Consider the following 17,963-nt stretch of genomic DNA (forward strand, 5'->3'; position numbering starts at 1 on the left):
GGATCAGGCCGAGAGAAGGCTTTCGATGCGCGCGCGATCAATACCCTTGAGGCCGATCACGACAAGCCGCGTTTCGGCAGCTTCACCGGCCTTCCACGGACGGTCGTAATGATGCGAAACGCGCGGGCCCACGGCCTGCACCTGCAGGCGCATGGGCTTGCCCTTCACATGCGCAAATCCCTTGAGACGCAGAACCTCGCCGGTCTCCACCGCCGCGTTGACGCGCGCTTCCAGATCTTCAGGCCGCAGGACCGATGGCAGATCGACGACAAACGTATCGAAATCGTCATGCTCATGATCGTGCGGGTCGTCGTGATGGGTCTTGCGGTTTTCGATGTCGTCTTCCACCGCGAGGCCGAGACCGAGCAGCAGCGCCGGGTCCACCTTGCCATGGGCGCTCGGCACGATCTGCACATTGCGCGACAGATGGCCCTCGATGCGGGCGCGGGCGCGCTCATTGCCTTCCGCGTCCAGAAGGTCGCTCTTGGACAATACGATGAGATCGGCGCAGGCCACCTGATCGTCGAACACCTCTTCCACGGGATCGTCATGGTCGAGCGAATCATCAGCGGCGCGCTGCGCCGCGAGCGCATCCATGTCGGCGGCCACCTGACCGTCGGCCAGCGCCGGCCCGTCCACCACCGCAATGACGCCATCGACGGTGACGCGATTCTTGATCGCCGGCCACTGGAAGGCCTGCACCAGCGGCTTGGGCAATGCCAGACCGGAAGTCTCGATCAGGATGTGATCCACCTTCGGCTCACGGGCGAGAATCTGGTCGAGTGCCGGCACGAAATCGTCGGCCACGGTGCAGCAGATGCAGCCATTGGCCAGTTCGAGCACGTTTTCCTCCGGGCAATTGTCGAGCCCGCAACCCTTCAGCACCTCGCCATCGACGCCGGCATCGCCGAATTCGTTGACGATGATGGCAAGCCGCTTGCCCTTGGTGTTTTCCAGCACATTGCGAATGAGCGTTGTCTTTCCGGCACCGAGAAAGCCGGTCACGACGGTGCAGGGCACACGATTGAAGCTCGTGGTCATGGGATATCCTTCAGACGGAGTGTGGTGAATGCGGGGATGCGGGTGAAGGAGACGCCAGCCCTTTCACGCCGCGTTCGGGCAAGGTCGCCATGAATGGCAGAGAGAAGGCGCTGAGCGGCGCAATCGGCAGTCACAATGCACACTCCTTGCCCGGGACACCCGCCAGGCGGTCAGGATTTCATTTTCAGACGGCAGGTTTCCTGGCTCACGGGTCGCTGCGCTCTCCAGCCTTCCCAGGGCGTTGCCCCAGTGGCGTGTCAGGTGCGCTCTCCGCTTACAGTTGCGGGGACAGCTGCGGCATTGGGCAAGGCCCGCACCGCATTCCCTCTTAGCCTCCTCCCTTGAGGGAAGAGGACCGTCTGCCTCGCATTTATGGCTCGCCTGGCATGTCTGTCAATGCGTGAAGAAAGCGTTTGCCGGGAGAGACGACTCCTGTATGGTCGGGCCGCTGTCGGTTCCGCGCAAGCGGACCAGAGGGAACATGGTGCGGCGCAAAATGCGCCAAGGCCATGGCTGCCCCCGCAACTGTAAGCGGTGAGCGTTTTCCTGATCGCCACTGAGGCTTTTTGTCTTGGGAAGGCTGGAAAACGCTTCGACCCGTGAGCCAGGAAACCTGCCGACAGTATGAAAGAAACACCGTATCCCTCGGGTGGAGGGGAAAGGACCGGACATGACCACGCGTATCGCACGCATTTTTTCCGCATTCGTTTTTTCATCGCTCTTCGCAACCAGCGCCGAGGCCCATCACGCCATGGGCGGAGAAACGCCCACGACCCTCTATGAGGGACTGGTCTCGGGTCTGGCGCATCCCGTGATCGGGCTCGATCATCTGGCCTTCATCGTCGCCGCCGGCCTGTTGGCTGCCGTTGCCGGCATGAGCCTTTTTGCGCCGCTTCTGTTCGTCGCCGGCTCGCTGATCGGCGTCGGTCTGCACCTGATGCTGCTCGATCTGCCGGCGGCTGAAATCATCATCGCGGCAAGCGTTCTTGCCGGCGGCTGGCTTCTGGCGCGCGGCCGGGCGGTGGAGAACCAAATCCTCGTCTTCGCCCTGTTCCTGGTGGTCGGCTTGTTCCATGGCTATGCCTTCGGCGAGGCCATTGTCGGTAGCGAAGAGACGCCGCTCATCGCCTATCTCGCCGGCCTCGCCGCAATCCAGAGCGCCATCGCGCTCGGCGCATATTTTCTGGTCCAGTCGCGTGGCTGGGCCATTGAGGCCATGCAGCCCCGGCTTGCCGGTGCCGCCATCCTTGGCGTTGGCGTGACCTTTCTTGCCGGGCATCTTGTCGGCTGAGCCGGCAAAATAGCGATGCGATCCCTTCATTTCGTTCTGGGCGGCGCGCGCTCCGGCAAGAGCCGCCATGCCGAGAGGCTGATCGAGGCCGCACCAGCGCCCTGGCACTACATCGCCACGGCGCAGGCCTTCGATGACGAGATGCGCGAACGCATCGCCATGCACCGCGCGCGGCGCGAGGGGGCGGGGGCGGGGGCGTGGCAGACGCGCGACGCCCCGCTCGACCTGCCGGGCGTGCTTGAAAAATTGCCGGCCCGCGAAACGGTTCTGGTCGATTGCCTGACCCTGTGGCTCAGCAATCTCATGCTGAACGACCATGATCCAAAGCCTGCCGCCGAGGGGCTTCTATCGGCACTCGCCGCGAGAGAAGGAACAACGGTTCTCGTTTCCAACGAGGTCGGCTTCGGCATCGTGCCCGAAAACGCGCTGGCACGCCGCTTCCGCGACGAGGCGGGGTTCCTGAACCAGAAGATTGCCGCCGTTGCCGACAGCGTCACGCTGGTGGTTGCCGGCCTGCCCATGAAAGTGAAGTGACATGCGAGAGATCGACGCAAACGAAGCCGAGCGCCACAAGGCAAAGATGGAAAAGCGCAAGGCGGTTCAGGATGCCGAAGTGCGCGACAAGACGGTCGAGAAGGGGCTTCTGATTGTCAACACCGGGCCGGGCAAGGGCAAATCCACCGCCGCTTTCGGTCTTGCGCTGCGCATGCTCGGCCATGGCCGCCGCGTGGGTGTCGTGCAGTTCATCAAGGGCGCCTGGCACTGCGGCGAGAAGGACGCCTTCGCAGCCTTCGGCGATCAGGTTTCCTGGCACACGATGGGTGAGGGCTTCACCTGGGAAACGCAGGATCTGGCGCGTGACATCGCCGCCGCCGAGCGCGCGTGGGGAAAGGCCGAGGAGTTGATGGCCGATCCGACCATCGGTCTGGTGGTGCTCGACGAGCTGAACATCGCCCTGCGCTACGACTATCTCGATCTTGAAAGCGTGGTGACCGCACTGACCGGGCGGCGCAGGGATCTGCATGTGGTCGTGACCGGCCGCAACGCCAAGCCGCTATTGACCGAGGCTGCCGATCTCGTCACCGAAATGGGGCAGGTGAAGCATCATTTCGCCGCTGGCGTGAAAGCGCAGAAGGGCATCGAATTTTAGGTCGCCCTGCTTTGAAGTTGTGCGTGGTTCGACAGGCTCACCATGAGGGAGGGAGAGACACAGCAACTGCGTCCTCCATGTTGATGAACAGGCTTGCCAGCCGCCACCTCCCTCATGGTGAGCCTGTCGAACCACGCACGACGCAGCTGCCAGAAGATCAGAGAGCGCGACAAACGCGCCCCATTCTCTCGCTCCAATCCGCCAATCTCAGAAAGCCAGATGCCAGAGCCCGACGGCAAGCGCCACAAGCCCGATCAACAGCCCGTCAGCAATCCGATAGAGCGTAAGCGCCCGGCGAATATCACCGGCATTGGCACCGCGGCGGCCACCATCTCCCATCACCGCGTCGTCCACCACCTCGCCGCCATAGCGGCGCGGGCCGGCAAGGGCGAGGCCGAGTGCACCTGCCATGGCCGCTTCCGGCCAGCCGGCATTGGGCGAGCGATGATGGCGCGCATCGCGGCGCACCGCGCGCCATGCCGCTCCAGCCGAGGCGTCGCGCATGAAGAACGCTGCAGCAATGAAGAGAAACGCCGTCAGGCGCGACGCGGGCAGGTTGATCAGATCGTCGAAACGCGCCGCCGCCCAACCGAAATGAAGGTGCTGCGCGGTCTTGTGGCCGATCATGGAATCACCCGTGTTCGCGGCCTTGTAGAGCGCGCCGCCCGCCAGCCCGCCAACCGCCAGCCAGAACACGGGCGCGACCACGCCGTCGGAGCAATTTTCGGCAAGGCTCTCGATGGCCGCGCGCGAAACGCCGGCCTCATCGAGGCTTTCGGGATCGCGGCCAACGATCTGCGAAACCGCTTTGCGTCCTTCCAACAGCCCCCCCGCGTCCAGCCCGTCCGCCACCGCTTTCACATGGGTGGCGAGGCTCCGCTGGGCGACGAGCGTGCTGCCTACAAGCGCGGCGACCAGCAGCCCGGCCCAGCCGGAAAGAGCCGTCTGGATCAACCAGCCGGCCAGACCTGCGAGCATCAGAATGGCGGCCAGCGCAAGCGCGCCATTCAGGCGGCGCGCACCGGGCGAAAGGGTTTCGACATTGCATCGCGCGTCCGCCAGCGCGATAAGACGGCCAATCCAGGTGACGGGATGACCGATCAGGCGAAAGAGAAGCTGCGGATAACCGATGGCGAGCTCGACCAGCATGGATGAAAGGGCGATCAGAATGGACATCAGGCCTCGACTGGCTGACCGGGCGACGGACAGGGTGACCGATCACGGCGGCAGTCTCGTACAGGCTTCGGCGCTCTTTCCAGACGCGCCGACGCCCTTTCTCGATCTGTCCACCGGCATCAACCCACACCCCTATCCTTTTTCGCCGCTGCCTGCCAGCGCCGTGGAGCGCCTGCCCGAAGAGGCTGACATCGCCGCCCTAACGGAGCAAGCCGCCGACTACTACGGTGCCCCCTGCGCCGCCCATGTCATCGCCGCGCCGGGAACCCAGCTTCTCCTGCCGCTGGTCGCATCGCTTCTGGCGCCCGGCCCGGCCCGCATTCTCGGTCCCACCTATGCCGAACACGCGCGCGCCGCCGCACTCGCCGGGCATACGGTCGAAGAGGTGGAGCGTTTCGATGCGCTTCATGGCGCGCGGCTTGCCGTGGTGGTCAATCCAAACAATCCCGACGGGCGGCTGATGGGTCGCAGCGAATTGCTCCATCTTGCGGAAAATCTGCGCCGCAATGGCGGTATTCTGGTGGTCGATGAGGCCTTCATGGATGTCGGCCCGCAGGCCGAGAGCCTCGCCGGCGATGTGGAAGCCGGCAACATCGTGGTGCTGCGCTCGTTCGGAAAGTTCTTCGGTCTCGCTGGCATGCGTCTGGGGTTCGCACTTGCTTCGGAAGAGCTTGCGCAGAAACTTTCCGCATGGCTGGGCCCATGGGCGGTTGCAGGGCCGGCGCTTCATGCCGGGCTTGAGGCATTCGCGGACCGCGACTGGCAGAGCGCCATGCGGCGTGATCTCATCAAGGCGCGCATAAGGCTCGATGCCCTTTTCGACAACGCAGGACTGAAGATCGAGGCCGGCACCGATCTCTTCCGCTTCCTGCGCCATCCCCGCGCGGCAGAGCTCTTCGATCATCTGGGCCGCAGCGGCATTCTCGTGCGGCGTTTCGCGGAGCGTCCCGATTGCCTGCGCATCGGCCTGCCGGGAGACGATCAGGCTTTCGAGCGCGTGCGCATCGCTCTGGGAAGCTGGCAAAGGAGCGGCGCGTAATGCTCTATGTCTGTCCCGCTTCGCATCTGGAACGTATGCTGAAAGCGACCGGCGCGCGGCACATGATCTCTTTGACATCGAGCGGTGAACCACCCGCTCTTGACCAGATCGATACGGTGCCGAAACGTCTCCATCTGGCCATGCACGACATCACGGATCAGCGCCCGGGGCTGATCGCGCCAGCCCTGGATCAGGTCGAGCAGTTGCTCGATTTCGCCCGCGACTGGGACTGGCGCTCGCCGATGGTCGTGCATTGCCATGCGGGCATCAGCCGCTCCACCGCCGCCGCCTATGTCATCGCCAATGCCTTCGCGCGCGAGATGGACGAATTCGCCCTGGCGCGGATGCTGCGCGAGCGCGCGCCGAGCGCCACGCCAAACCGGCGCATCGTCGCGCTGGGCGACCGGCTGCTTGAGCGCGAAGGCCGGATGATCCGCGCGATCCATGAGATCGGCCGAGGTGCGGAAGCCTTTGCGGGCGAGCCGTTTCACTACCCCGCCCGCTGAATGCGAAACAGGCCCCCTGGATCGCCGTGCGTCCATCTAAGGGGCCTGTCCCTGTCGCAGCGTCTTATTCTGCTGGCGTCGTGCTTGGTATGGCCGGCGTCTCCCAGCCATGGTCGCTCAGATCGGCAATGGTTTCGCCGCTGTCATGCCAGCCCTTCATCTCCGCCTCGCTCGCCCGGGGCGAGAAAAGACCCGTATAGGCATAGGCGAGGCCGATCACCGGCGACAGCCAGCAGGCGAAGGCGAGCGGGATATAGAGCAGGTTCTCCAGATGCCCATCGGAGACACCGAGCGCCAGCGCGCTGATCACGAAGGCACCGCCTGCGTTCCACGGAACCAGCGGCGAAATCAGCGTGCCGCCTTCTTCCACCGCGCGCGACAGATTGAGCGTGGAATAGCCCATGCCGCGATAGACCGGCGCATACATGCGCCCGGGCAGCGCGATGGAAAGATAGGGATCGCCCGCGACCAGATTGGTCGCCATGGACGTGCCCACGGCTGCCGTCTGGATGCCGGCAAAACTCTTCACCTTCATCATGATCGCCTTGATGATGGTCTCAAGACAGCCGGTCTTCTCCAGCGCACCGCCGAAGCCGAGCGCGATCAGCACCAGCGAGATCGTCCACATCATCGACTGGATGCCGCCGCGATTGAGCAGCGAGTCGATCTCGCTCACGCCGGTGTCGATCCTGTAGCCGCTATTGGCATAGGTGAAGACATCATGCAGCCCCACGCCCTGTGCGATCATCGCCGTCAGCCCGCCGGCCAGAACGCCGGCAAAGAGAGACGGGATCGGCGGCATGCGCTTCACGGCCAGCGCGATCACCAGAATGGCCGGCAGAAGCAGCCAGGGCGAAATCACGAAGTTTTCCCGCAGCGACGCGGTGATCGTCGTGATCTTCTCGAATGAGGCACCGCCGGACTCGATCAGACCATAGCCGGCAAAAAGATAAATGCCGAGCGCAATCAGCATCGAAGGAATGGTCGTCGGCATCATGTTCTTGATGTGCGAGAACACGTCGACGCCCGTCACGGCCGGTGCCAGATTGGTGGTGTCGGAGAGCGGCGAGACCTTGTCGCCGAAGAACGCACCCGAAACGACCGCGCCCGCGGTCCAGTAGACCGGAATGCCAAAGCCGGCACCGATGCCCATCAGCGCCAGGCCAACCGTTCCGACCGTGCCCCACGACGTGCCGAGCGAGAGCGACACGACGGCGCACAGAAGCATGGCCGCCGCAAGGAAAATCTCCGGCGAGAGAATGGTCAGTCCGTAATAGATCAGTGTTGGCACGGTGCCGCTTGCAATCCAGACGCCGATGATCATTCCGACGGTGATAAGCACCGATACGGACGGCAGCGATACGTGGATGACGTGAAACACGCCCTTTTCGATATCCTCCCAGTCGAAACCGAGCTTGATGCCGACCAGCCCGGTAAGGGCGAGACCTATGGCAAGGGGCACATGGGGCGTGAAATCATCAAAATAGAAAAGCTGGACGCCAAGCACGATGAGCGTGAGCAGCACCGGCGTCAGCGCGAGCGGTAAGCTCGGCAGAGCCTTTTGCGGGGATGACATGTCTCTCTCCCATTAGTGTTCGTCGAGGGCGCGTTGACCGCGCTCTTGTTCATTTGACGATAACAGGAGTGAAAACCCGTTTGGTCTTAATTTGCCGCTATTAAGGTCTAATCGACCAAATATTCCATTTCTGATAGATCAGGTCATGGCTAAAACAGATTTTCGGAAGAGATTTTATCATCGGTAAATTTATGTCTCGGCGAGAATGTCTGCGGCAATGCGGAAGGATTTCAGCCGTGCATCATGGTCATGAATCTGCCCCGTAATGATGATTTCGTCCGGCCTGTGGCGCGCCAGAAACGCGCTTAACGCCTCCCGCACGGTTTGCGGGCTGCCGGCGGCCGTGCAGGCAAGTGCCTGCGCCACACCGGCGGCAATGGCAGGCTCGAGGATTTCTTCAACATTCTCCACGGGACGGGGCAGGGGTCCCGGTCGCCCGGTGCGCAGATTGGCAAAGGCCTGCTGCATGGAAGACTTCAGAAACAGCCCCTCCGCGTCCGTATCGGCGGCAAAAACGTTGAGCGCCATCATGAAATGCGGCTTTTCCAAATGTTCAGAGGGCCGGAATGTCTGGCGGTAGACCTCAATCGCCTGTTCCAGCGCGGCAGGCGCGAAGTGCGAGGCGAAGGCATAGGGCAGGCCAAGATGCGCGGCGAGCTGCGCGCCATAAAGGCTGGAGCCAAGTATCCAGACCGGCACATGCGTGCCCCGTCCGGGGATGGCGCGTACCTTCTGACCGGGTTCATCGTCACCCAGATAGGCGATCAACTCCATGACATCGCGTGGGAAGCCCTCACCATCGTCGAGCCCCCGCCGCAGGGCGCGGGCCGTGGCCATGTCGGTGCCCGGCGCGCGGCCAAGCCCCAGATCGATGCGGTCGGGATAAAGCGTGGCCAGCGTGCCGAACTGCTCGGCGATGATCAGCGGCGCGTGGTTGGGCAGCATCACACCGCCCGCGCCCACGCGGATCGTCTTCGTGGCGGCGGCCACCTGCCCGATCAGGACCGAGGTTGCCGCGCTGGCGATGCCCGCCATGTTGTGATGTTCGGCAAGCCAGAAACGGCGATAGCCCCAGCTCTCGGCATGGCGGGCAAGATCGAGCGTGTTGTGGAGTGCATCGGCAACGCTCGAACCGTCGGGGACGGGCGCCAGGTCGAGAACGGAAAAGGGGATCATGGGAGAACTCCGGGGAGGAAAATCACTCCCCGGCATATGGGGGCAATTTGCGCCGATCCAAGGGTGTCGCTTTCAACGATCCCTGACGTCATGGGCAGAACGCTGGCATCCAGTCTTCAGATTGTTACGATGCCCCATTGCATTATCGCCGTGCGTGGTTCGACAAGCTCACCATGAGGAAAGCTTTACCCGGCAATGAGCCTTGGGCGAAGACGGTGCAACGCATCCATTCGCCAACCCCGCCCCTCATGGGGAGGAAAATCACTCCCCGGCAAATGGGGGCAATTTCCGCTGATCCAAGGGTGGCGTTTTCAATGGCCCCTGACGTCATGGGCAGAACGCTGGCATCCAGTCTTCAGATTGTTTCGATGCCCCTTTGCATTATCGCCGTGCGTGGTTCGACAAGCTCACCATGAGGAAAGCTTTACCCGGCAACGAGCCTCGGGCGGAGACAGTGCGACGCATCCATTCGCCAACCCCGCCCCTCATGGTGAGCTTGTCGAACCACGCACCGCGATCCAATTCCCCCCGATAGCACCTTCCTTTGCCAGCGCTTCAATCTCGTCAGCGTCGAAGCCGCTCGCTTCCAGAACCGCCCTCGTGTCGGCGCCCAGCTCGGGCGCGGGATGGCGCAGGCGGCAGGGCGTGTCGCTCAGCTTCACCGGAAAGCCCAGCATGCGGATCGGACCGTGGTTCGGCTGGTCGACCTCGATCACCATCTCCTGCGCCCGCGTCTGCGGGTCGTTCAAGGCCTCGGCCAGGTTCTGCACCTTGCCGCAGGGCACGCCGGCGGCATTGAGCCGCGCAATCCAAGCCTCCTGCGTGTCCCGACCGACTGCCTGATTGATCATCTCGTTGAGTTCGGGACGGCGGGCAAAGCGCTTGTCATTCGTGTCGTAGCGCGGATCCTTCATCAGGTGACCGAGCTCCAGCACATCGAGAAACCGCTTCAGGATCACGTCATTGGAGGGCGCGACGGCAATCTCGCCGTCCCGCGCCCTGAAGAGGCCATAAGGGGCCACCAGCGGGTGGTCATTGCCGGTGCGGGCAGGCAGCTCTCCGGTGGTGAAATATTCCGACGCCAGATAGGCCATCATGCTGATCGCGCCATTCATCATGGCGCTTTCCACATGCTGTCCCGTTCCATTGAGATCGCGCGCGCGCAGCGCGCTCACAATGCCGAATGCACAATAGAGGCCAGCCACGAGATCGGTGATCGGCTGCGCGACGCGCATCGGCTCCGTGCCTTCCGCGCCGTTCACGCTCATCAGCCCGCTCATGGCCTGGGCGATGAAATCGAAGGCGGGGCGGTCCACATAGGGGCCGGTCGAGCCATAGCCGTTCACATTGGCGGTCACGAGCCTCGGGTTAAGCGCGTTCAGGCGTTCCTCGCCGAAACCCATCTTCGCCATCACGCCGGGGCGGAAATTGTCGATGAGGACGTCGGCATCCGCGATCAGCCGCTCCAGCACCGCGCGGCCGCGCGCGCTATAGAGATCGATGACGACCGATTTCTTGTTGCGGTTGAAGCTTGCATAATAGGCGGAGAACCCGTTGCGCAGCGTGCCCTGTTCGCGGATCGGGTCGCCCTTGGCGGGTTCGACCTTGATCACCTCCGCTCCCATGTCGCCCAGCATCATGGTGCAGAACGGGCCGGAGAGAACCCGCGTCAGATCGACGACCCGAATGCCTTCGAGCGGCGCTTTTTTCTCGGTCATGTTCTCAGCCATTGGCGGTCGCAACGCTGTCCATGCTGGCGGTCTGGAGCCGCGGCCCCGCCTTCATCACCTGGCCGGGAAGCGTGCGCCCGATGATCGCTTCGGCTTCCTGCGCGACACCGATCAGTTTTTCGAGATCGACACCGGTTTCCACCCCGCATTCGCTCAGCATGTAGACGAGATCCTCGGTGCAGATATTGCCCGTCGCACGCGGCACGAAGGGGCAGCCGCCAAGGCCGCCAATGCTCGCCTCATAGCGGGTCACACCCTCCAGCAGCCCGGCATAGACACAGGCAAGCCCCACGCCGCGCGTGTTGTGGAAATGCAGCGCGATGTCGGCCTCCGGAACCGCCTCTCTCAGCGCGCGGCAGCGCTCCTGCACCACGGGCGGCGTCGCCATGCCCGTCGTGTCGCCCAGCGAAAGCGTGGTGATGCCCATGTCGCGATAGGCGCGGGCGATCTCCACGACCGAGGAGACCGGCACATCGCCCTCGAAAGGACAGCCGAAGGATGTGGCAATCGCCCCATAGACCGGAATGTCTGCATCGCCTGCAATGCGCACGATATTGGCGAAGCCTTCAAGCGATTGCGCGCGGGTGCGGTTCACATTCTTCAGATTGTGGCTCTCCGAGGCCGACATGAAAACGACCATGGCATCGACACCGGCCTCGGCCGCGCAATCGGCGCCGCGCGCATTGGGCACCAGCGCGGTCAGCACCGCGCCTTTCGAGCGGTCGATGCCGGCCAGAACGTCTGCTGCATCCCGCATCTGCGGCACGGCACGTGGCGAAACGAAGGACGTGACCTCCAGATGGCGGATACCGGCATCGATCAGCCCGTTGACGAGCGCGATTTTCCTGTCCGTCGGCACGAATTGCGGCTCCGACTGCAATCCGTCGCGCGGTCCCACTTCGACAACGCTGACGCGCTCGGGAAACCCTTTCACAAGGTGGCCGGCTGGTGCTGTCACGATTTTTCCTCCCACCTGATTGCATCGGTAGACCGGATTGGTATACCGTCTTGCGAAGAACGGTCAATGCCCGTTCCAAAAATGGCAGACCGGAGGGCAGGGAGGCTTTCCGGACCGCCGCACATGCAGGGAGGAGTGCCCGTCCATCATGGGTGAGGCTGCAAAAGACATGGCTGAACAGCCGCTCGGCGAGCGCGTGCTTTCGCGCATTCGCGGCGATGTGCTCTCGCTCAAGCTTGCGCCGGGCGAAGTCGTGTCCGAACGATCGCTGGAAACCGCCTATGGCGCCTCGCGCACCCCCATCCGGCAGGCTCTTGCGGAGCTGATCCGTGAGGGGCTTGTCGTGAAGGCCGAGCGGGGCTATGCCATCGCGCCGTTCGACCTGCAGCAGCTTGAGGAAATCTTCGAATACCGCGAGATCGTCGAGGACGCGGCGATCCGTCTTGCCTGCGAAAGGGCAAGGCCTGAGGAGCTGGACGCCATCTTGCGCACGGTGGACGAAGGCCTGAGCGACTTCACGCCCGACGACTGGTTCGAGGCGGGGCTCGACGTGCATGTGCAGCTTGCCGCCCTTTCGGGCAATCGTTTCCTGCGCGATGCGGTGCAGGATGCGGTCAACCGCACGATCCGCGCCCGCTGGCTGGTGGCGAGCTCGCCGGAGGCGCGCGCCATCGCCCACCGCGAGCACAATGAAATCATAGCGCTTGTCCGGCAGCGGAAGACCGAGGCGGCCGCCGCCGCCATTCGCCGGCATGCGCGCGACGTGCGCGGGCAGATCCTGCAGGCGCTGGAGGATTCGCGCCGCCTTTTCGGCGCGCGCGGGTTTGTGGAAGGAGGCTGAGGGCGGACGCCAATCCGGTCTCGGACACTGGAATTTCGACTTCAATGAGGGAGGACTTGATGAGCAAACTTTCAAAGCTTTTTGGAGCGGCTGTCCTGTGGACGTCGCTTTCCGTGGCTGGTGCCACGGCTGCCGAGTGCATCGCACCTGCCGATCCCGGCGGCGGCTGGGATTTTACCTGCCGTACCATCGGCAAGATGCTGTTCGACCAGAAGCTGGTGGATGCACCGGTTCAGGTCACCAACATGCCGGGCGGCGTGGGCGCGGTCGCCTATGCCAAGGTCATGTCGTCGCGCGCCGACGATGCGGAGCTGATGGTGGCCACCTCCACCGTGGGCGTCACGCAGATCGCGCAGGGTAAATATCCGGCCGACACGTCGGTGATGCGCTGGGTGGCCATGCTGGGCACCGATGTCGGCGTGATCGTCGTGCCGAAGGATTCGGACTTCAAGACGCTCGACGATCTGGTGGCCGCGCTCAAGGAAGACCCGAGCGCGCTTGCGGTTGCCGGCTCTTCCGGCGCGGGCGGCTGGGACCATATCCGCCTCCTCATGCTGGCGCAGGCCGCCGGCCTCTCGGGCGATGAATACAAGCAGATCCGCTGGGTGCAGTTCGATGGCGGCGGCCCCGCCGTCACGCAGATGATCGGCGGGCAGGTTCAGGCGGTCTCCACCGATCTGGGCGAAATCGCCGGCTTCGTGGAATCGGGCGACATCCGCATTCTGGCAGCCCTCTCCGACGAGCGCATTCCCGCCTTCCCGGATTCACCCACCGCAAAGGAACAGGGCCTCGATGTGACCGGCTACAACTGGCGCGGTTTCTACACGGGCGGCGAGGTCTCCGACGAAGGCTACAATGCCTGGATCGAGCGCCTGCAGAAACTCTATGACACGGACGACTGGAAAGAGACCGCCAAGGGCAACGGCCTCGTGCCGGTGTGGCGCGGCGGCGCGGAGTTCGAGGCCTATGTGAAGGACCAGTCCGAACAGATGCGCAAGATTTCCCAGGAGATCGGAGTCATCAAGTGACAGACAGGATCGTCGGCCTTTTTCTTCTGGCCATTTCGATCTGGTACGGCGTGACCGCGGGAGACTATGAGGCGAGCTTCGGCGACCCTCTTGGCCCCGCGGCCTTTCCCATCATGCTGTCCGTGCCCGCGGCCATCCTCAGCCTGACGATGATCATCCGCCCGGATGAGGAGCCGGCCTGGGTCACGGGCAAGCCGCTTCTGTTGCAGGTTGGAGCGGTCTCGCTTCTGCTTGCCTATGCGGGCTTTCTGGAGGTGCTCGGCTTTCCGCTCGCCACCTTCATCGCCGTCGCGCTTTTGGGGCGCATCCTGCGCAGCTCATGGTCGAAATCCATCGCTTCTGCGGCGATCATGAGCGCGTTCCTGTTTCTTGCCTTCGACAAGCTGCTCGGCCTGCCGCTGCCGCTTCTCCCAGAATTCGTGAGCTGATTTCATGGACATGCTCTCCGCCCTGGCCCAGGGTTTTGCGGTGGCGATCACGCCGACCAATCTGGCTCTGGCGCTGTTCGGCTGCTTTGCGGGGACGCTGATCGGCGCGTTGCCGGGGCTCGGCCCCGTGAACGGCGTCGCCATTCTCATCCCGCTCGCCTTCTCGCTCGGGCTGGAGCCCACCTCGGCGCTCATCATGCTGTCCTGCATCTATTATGGCTGCATGTATGGCGGGCGCATCTCCTCGATCATGCTCAACATTCCCGGCGACGAGCCGGCCATCATGACCACGCTCGACGGCTATCCGATGGCGCGCGCCGGCAAGGCTTCGGAGGCGTTGGCCATCTCCGCCGTCGCCTCCTTTATCGGTGCGACCTTTGCCACCATCGGCCTCACGCTTTTCGCGCCGCTTCTGGCCAAGGCTGCCATCTATTTCGGCCCCGCCGATTATTTCGCGCTCTATGTCATGGCCTTCGCCACCATCGGCGGCATCACCTCGGTCAATCCGTTCAAGACGCTGCTTGCCGCCTTCATCGGCCTGATGATCGCCACGGTCGGCCTCGATCCCGCGACGGGCACGGCGCGCTACACGGCCGGTTCGTTCCACCTTTATGACGGTTTCGATCCCATCGTTGCCATTGTCGGCCTGTTCGCCATTTCCGAAGTGCTGGTCTATCTGGAGCGGGTGCATCAGGGGCAGGAGAAAATGGTTCCGCTCGGCCGCGCCCTGCCGCGCTTCAGGGACATGATGGCCGGCGGCTGGGCCAATTTCCGCGGCTCGGTCATCGGCTTTGTCTGCGGCATCCTGCCGGGGGCAGGCGCCTCGCTCGGCGCGTTCATGTCCTACATCGCCGAACAGCGCTGGAGCGCGAAGGACGGCAAGTTCGGCGAGGGCGACCCGCGCGGCATCGCGGCACCCGAGGCCGGCAACAATGCCGCGTCCGGCGGCGCGCTCATCCCCATGTTGACACTCGGCGTACCGGGCAGCGGCACCACGGCGGTCATGCTGGCGCTGCTCATCTCGCTCAACATCCAGCCCGGCCCATTGCTCTTCGACCGGCAGCCGGACCTCGTCTGGGGCCTGATCGCCGCGCTCTACATCGCCAACATCGCGCTGCTCATCATGAACATTCCGATGATCGGCCTGTTCACGCGCATGCTCTCCATGCCGCAATGGGTGCTGATGCCCTTCGTCGTGATGGTCAGCTTTCTCGGTGTCTACTCGATCAGCCACTCCACCTTCGACCTGTTCGTCATGGTCGGGTTCGGCGTAATGGGCTACATTCTGCGCATGCTGGGCATTTCTCTGGTGCCAGTCATTCTGGGCCTGCTTCTGGGTGCGGACATGGAAAACAATTTGCGCCGCGCGCTTTCCATCTCGAACGGCGATTTCCAGATCCTGTTTTCCAGCCCCATCGCGCTGACGCTCTACGCCATCACCGCGACCATGCTCGGCCTCGCCTTCCTGCTCGCCTTCCGCGCGCGCAGAAGGGCCCGCGCAGCGGCGGGGTGAGACCTCATGCGTTGACAGGTGTCACCCGAAGACGACCGTCTTGTGCCCGTTCATCATCACCCGGTTTTCCAGGTGCAGCTTGACGGCGCGGGCGAGAACCCGGCTTTCGATGTCGCGGCCCGTGGCGACGAAATCCTCAGCCGTCATGGCATGCGTCACACGCTCGGTTTCCTGTTCGATGATCGGCCCTTCATCCAGATCAGGCGTCACATAATGCGCCGTCGCGCCGATAAGCTTCACTCCGCGCTCATGCGCCTGATGATAGGGCTTTGCACCCTTGAAGCTCGGCAGGAACGAATGGTGGATGTTGATCACCTTGCCGTAGAGCCGGTTCGAAAGATCGTTGGAAAGCACCTGCATGTAGCGCGCGAGGATCACGAGATCCGCACCCGTCTCCTTGAACAGGTCGAGAAGCTTTGCCTCCTGCTCCTGCTTGTTGTCCTTCGTCACCTTCCAGCAGTGATAGGGGATGCCCTCCATCTCAGCCGTGGAGCGCGAATCCCCGTGGTTGGAAACGACGGCCACCACCTCGGCATCGAGCCAGCCGACGCGAATCTGGTAGAGCAGGTGCAAAAGCGCATGGTCGAACTTCGACACCATGATGATGATCTTCGGCCGCCGTGCCGTGTCGGCGATGGCCGTCTTCATGTCGAAACGCGCAATGGCCGGCTCCAGCGCGCGCAAGAGCCCGTCGCGCTCCACGCCCTGTGGCGCGGTAACGGCGATGCGCATGAAGAAGCGGTTGGTCTGCCGGTCCCAGAACTGATTGGATTCAGCAATATTGGCACCAAGACCGGCAAGCTCCGTCGTCACCGCGGCAACGATGCCGGGGCGGTCTTCGCAGGTGAGATTGATATGAAACGTCTTCTCGGTCATGGCGCGGCCTGAACTGATGGATTACAGAGTGAACACCCCGAAGGGTGCCGGGGTTTATACGCCATCGGGCCGGGATTGAAACTGCGTTAATGTCACGCGTGGCGAAGCCTATCCTCTCAGGAACCTTTTCAGGTTTACCTCCGGGTCGCTGAGAGCTCCCGACGGCACCGGCGTCTCCCGTTCGATGAGTTTCTCGGCGATGGATATGTGCCGGGCGACAGCATTGCCCAGCCCGACGCCGCTTGCAGAAGAAAGACGTTCGTCTTCATCTGTCTGGAACAAAACGAAAGCACCACCGGCGAGATTGCGGCGGGTGAAGGACCCGGCCGGGTTCGGCAGGCCGGCGACCTGCAGGCCGAGGTCGTACTGGTCGGACCAGAACCAGGGCGTGCGCAAATAGGCATCCTGCGCGCCGAGCATGGCGCGGGCGGCATGGGCCCCCTGATCCTGCGATGCCCGCCAGCTTTCCAGCCGCACGCGAGTTCCGCGGAAAGGAAAACTGCAGCAGTCGCCCGCAGCGAAGATATGCGGGTCTGTGGTCAAAAACCGGTTGTTGACGACAATGCCGTTGTCGACCGCAAGGCCGGCGTCTTCGGCCAGTCGAGTCTCGGGAACAGCGCCCACTCCCGCCACGACGACATCGGCGTCGATTTGTCGCCCGTCGCTCAGAAGAAGGCGGTCCGGCCCCGCCTCCGCGACCTGCGCACCGAAGAGGAAGCTGACGCCTTCTGCCCTGTGACGCGCCTCGAAAACGGCGGCGATCTCTGCCGGCACGATGCGCGCCATCGGCCGGCCGGCGGCTTCGAGAACGGTCACCCGGGCCCCGAGGCCGCGGGCCGTGGCGGCGAGTTCGAGGCCGATGAATCCGGCGCCTATGACCGCAAGTCGCCGGCCCGGCCCCAGCATTGCAAGGATCGCCTGTGCATCCTCGATTGAGCGCAGCGTCCATGCTGCTTCCATACCGGGAAAGACACGCGCCCGCGCACCGGTGGCGATCAGCAGCCTGTCGTAAGACAGCGCCCCGCCACCATGCGCCACGACGTGGCGTTTTTCAGGATCGATACGGACGATACGCACACCGCGCCGCAGTTCGATGCCTGCTTCCGCATAGCGCTCTTCTTCCGCTATCGGCTTTGGGACCGGCACGGCGGCCTTGGAAAGAGGCGGGCGCTCATAGGGCAGATGTGTCTCCTCGCCGATCAGCGTAACCTCGCCCTTATATCCCGCCTCGCGCAGGGTGAAGGCCGCGCGTACACCGCACTCTCCAGCACCTATGATGACGATCCCGGCCATTGTCCCGCTCAGGCGATATCGATCAGGACGCGGTCACCCTCGACCCTGACCGGGTACGTCCTCAGGTTCACACAGACCGGTGCTCCCCTTGCCTCCCCGGTGCGGTAATCGAAACGCCCATTGTGCTTGGGGCATTCGATGATATGGCCCATCACAAGCCCGTCTGCCAGATGCACCTGTTCATGGGTGCAAAGACCGTCGGTTGCATAGAACTGCTCTTCCGGACTGCGATAGATGGCGAAGGTGCGCCCTTCATGGTCGAAGCGGATGAGATCTTCCTCTTCCACATCATCGACCCCGCAGGCCTCGATCCATTGCGACATGTTTTCCTCCTCTCAGGG

Annotated in this window: 18 protein-coding genes and 2 riboswitches; of the genes, 9 read left to right on the forward strand and 9 right to left on the reverse strand. The window is 63.4% G+C overall.

What is annotated here, in order from left to right:
- Positions 1 to 3: 3 nt before the first annotated feature.
- Complete coding sequence (gene cobW, locus KUG85_RS18775) at positions 4 to 1,041, reverse strand: cobalamin biosynthesis protein CobW (protein ID WP_223006546.1); 1,038 nt, start codon at positions 1,039 to 1,041, stop codon at positions 4 to 6.
- 173 nt (positions 1,042 to 1,214) lie between these two features.
- Positions 1,215 to 1,416: riboswitch (cobalamin riboswitch) on the reverse strand.
- Between the two features lie 60 nt (positions 1,417 to 1,476).
- A riboswitch (cobalamin riboswitch) is annotated at positions 1,477 to 1,676 on the forward strand.
- Between the two features lie 35 nt (positions 1,677 to 1,711).
- Between cobW and KUG85_RS18780 the strand changes: the two genes are divergently transcribed.
- The 3 genes from KUG85_RS18780 to cobO are packed head-to-tail and all read left to right on the forward strand — an operon-like array spanning position 1,712 to position 3,482.
- Complete coding sequence (locus tag KUG85_RS18780; protein ID WP_223006547.1) at positions 1,712 to 2,332, forward strand: HupE/UreJ family protein; 621 nt, start codon at positions 1,712 to 1,714, stop codon at positions 2,330 to 2,332.
- Positions 2,333 to 2,347: 15 nt separating this feature from the next.
- Positions 2,348 to 2,866, forward strand: coding sequence for a bifunctional adenosylcobinamide kinase/adenosylcobinamide-phosphate guanylyltransferase (gene cobU / locus KUG85_RS18785; protein ID WP_223006548.1), 519 nt, complete (start codon positions 2,348 to 2,350; stop codon positions 2,864 to 2,866).
- A gap of 1 nt (position 2,867) precedes the next feature.
- Entirely contained in the window at positions 2,868 to 3,482 is a 615-nt protein-coding gene (gene cobO, locus KUG85_RS18790) for a cob(I)yrinic acid a,c-diamide adenosyltransferase (protein ID WP_223006549.1), read from the forward strand.
- A gap of 207 nt (positions 3,483 to 3,689) precedes the next feature.
- Here cobO and cbiB read toward each other — a convergent pair whose 3' ends face one another.
- On the reverse strand, positions 3,690 to 4,658 hold the full coding sequence (gene cbiB, locus KUG85_RS18795) for an adenosylcobinamide-phosphate synthase CbiB (RefSeq protein ID WP_223006550.1): 969 nt from the start codon (positions 4,656 to 4,658) through the stop codon (positions 3,690 to 3,692).
- Between cbiB and cobD the strand changes: the two genes are divergently transcribed.
- Positions 4,651 to 5,697 (forward strand): threonine-phosphate decarboxylase CobD, encoded by a 1,047-nt coding sequence (gene cobD / locus KUG85_RS18800; protein ID WP_223006551.1) that lies wholly within the window; start codon positions 4,651 to 4,653, stop codon positions 5,695 to 5,697. The two genes, cbiB and cobD, sit on opposite strands and share 8 nt — an antisense overlap.
- Entirely contained in the window at positions 5,697 to 6,203 is a 507-nt protein-coding gene (locus KUG85_RS18805; RefSeq protein WP_007007248.1) for a tyrosine phosphatase family protein, read from the forward strand. Before cobD ends, KUG85_RS18805 begins: the two co-directional genes overlap by 1 nt.
- Positions 6,204 to 6,267: 64 nt before the next feature.
- Here the strand turns inward: KUG85_RS18805 and nhaC are convergent, their stop codons facing one another.
- From nhaC to KUG85_RS18825, 4 genes are all read right to left on the reverse strand, one after another.
- Positions 6,268 to 7,779: a Na+/H+ antiporter NhaC gene (gene nhaC, locus KUG85_RS18810; protein WP_065817952.1), complete on the reverse strand. Its 1,512-nt coding sequence runs from the start codon at positions 7,777 to 7,779 to the stop codon at positions 6,268 to 6,270.
- A 189-nt stretch (positions 7,780 to 7,968) separates the two neighbouring features.
- Positions 7,969 to 8,955, reverse strand: a complete 987-nt coding sequence (locus KUG85_RS18815; RefSeq protein WP_223006552.1) for an LLM class flavin-dependent oxidoreductase — start codon at positions 8,953 to 8,955, stop codon at positions 7,969 to 7,971.
- Between the two features lie 485 nt (positions 8,956 to 9,440).
- The gene (locus KUG85_RS18820; RefSeq protein ID WP_223006553.1) at positions 9,441 to 10,673 is read right to left on the reverse strand and encodes a CaiB/BaiF CoA transferase family protein; all 1,233 of its coding nucleotides are present in this window, start codon (positions 10,671 to 10,673) and stop codon (positions 9,441 to 9,443) included.
- Between the two features lie 4 nt (positions 10,674 to 10,677).
- Positions 10,678 to 11,643 (reverse strand): hydroxymethylglutaryl-CoA lyase, encoded by a 966-nt coding sequence (locus KUG85_RS18825; protein WP_223006554.1) that lies wholly within the window; start codon positions 11,641 to 11,643, stop codon positions 10,678 to 10,680.
- A gap of 148 nt (positions 11,644 to 11,791) precedes the next feature.
- Between KUG85_RS18825 and KUG85_RS18830 the strand changes: the two genes are divergently transcribed.
- Genes KUG85_RS18830 through KUG85_RS18845 form a run of 4 tightly spaced genes read left to right on the forward strand, consistent with a single transcriptional unit; the run spans position 11,792 to position 15,453 of the window.
- Complete coding sequence (locus KUG85_RS18830) at positions 11,792 to 12,484, forward strand: GntR family transcriptional regulator (RefSeq protein WP_223006555.1); 693 nt, start codon at positions 11,792 to 11,794, stop codon at positions 12,482 to 12,484.
- A gap of 59 nt (positions 12,485 to 12,543) precedes the next feature.
- Complete coding sequence (locus KUG85_RS18835) at positions 12,544 to 13,512, forward strand: Bug family tripartite tricarboxylate transporter substrate binding protein (protein ID WP_223006556.1); 969 nt, start codon at positions 12,544 to 12,546, stop codon at positions 13,510 to 13,512.
- Positions 13,509 to 13,940, forward strand: coding sequence for a tripartite tricarboxylate transporter TctB family protein (locus tag KUG85_RS18840; protein ID WP_223006557.1), 432 nt, complete (start codon positions 13,509 to 13,511; stop codon positions 13,938 to 13,940). The genes KUG85_RS18835 and KUG85_RS18840 overlap by 4 nt, the downstream gene beginning before the upstream one ends.
- 4 nt (positions 13,941 to 13,944) lie before the next feature.
- Positions 13,945 to 15,453, forward strand: coding sequence for a tripartite tricarboxylate transporter permease (locus KUG85_RS18845; RefSeq protein WP_223006558.1), 1,509 nt, complete (start codon positions 13,945 to 13,947; stop codon positions 15,451 to 15,453).
- A gap of 21 nt (positions 15,454 to 15,474) precedes the next feature.
- Here the strand turns inward: KUG85_RS18845 and purU are convergent, their stop codons facing one another.
- From purU to KUG85_RS18860, 3 genes are all read right to left on the reverse strand, one after another.
- On the reverse strand, positions 15,475 to 16,329 hold the full coding sequence (purU, locus tag KUG85_RS18850) for a formyltetrahydrofolate deformylase (protein WP_223006559.1): 855 nt from the start codon (positions 16,327 to 16,329) through the stop codon (positions 15,475 to 15,477).
- Between the two features lie 108 nt (positions 16,330 to 16,437).
- Complete coding sequence (locus tag KUG85_RS18855) at positions 16,438 to 17,622, reverse strand: NAD(P)/FAD-dependent oxidoreductase (protein ID WP_223006560.1); 1,185 nt, start codon at positions 17,620 to 17,622, stop codon at positions 16,438 to 16,440.
- 8 nt (positions 17,623 to 17,630) lie between these two features.
- Positions 17,631 to 17,945, reverse strand: coding sequence for a MocE family 2Fe-2S type ferredoxin (locus KUG85_RS18860; RefSeq protein WP_065817962.1), 315 nt, complete (start codon positions 17,943 to 17,945; stop codon positions 17,631 to 17,633).
- Positions 17,946 to 17,963: the final 18 nt, after the last annotated feature.

Origin of the sequence: Nitratireductor rhodophyticola (assembly GCF_019891355.1) — a bacterium.
Taxonomy (GTDB): domain Bacteria; phylum Pseudomonadota; class Alphaproteobacteria; order Rhizobiales; family Rhizobiaceae; genus Nitratireductor; species Nitratireductor rhodophyticola.